Here is a 353-nt window from a genome sequence, read left to right on the forward strand (position 1 = left end):
TGCCTGCTATCCTGGTGTTGATGACTTCCTTTACCAGGATTATTGTGGTGTTGTCCTTTGTGCGAAGTGCTCTGGCTACGCAGCAAACCCCCCCTAACCAGGTCCTAATTGGTTTAGCACTTTTTTTAACCTTATTTACCATGGCGCCGGTCTACCAGCAGGTAAAAACGCAAGCAGTAGACCCTTATCTGGCCCAGCGCATTTCCCAAGAGGAAGCTTTGGAGAGAGCTTCCGGGCCTATTAAGCAGTTCATGTTTAAACAAACCCTGGAAAAAGATCTGGCGCTCTTTGTTAACATGTCTAAAATGGACAGGCCAAATAGCAAGGAGGATATACCGCTTACGGTTTTAATC

1 pseudogene is annotated in these 353 nt (G+C 46.5%); it reads left to right on the forward strand.

The features are described from left to right. Positions 1-353: pseudogene (locus EZM41_RS07155) on the forward strand (flagellar biosynthetic protein FliP); the annotation flags it as partial.

Source organism: Acetomicrobium sp. S15 = DSM 107314, assembly GCF_016125955.1.
Lineage (GTDB): Bacteria > Synergistota > Synergistia > Synergistales > Thermosynergistaceae > Thermosynergistes > Thermosynergistes pyruvativorans.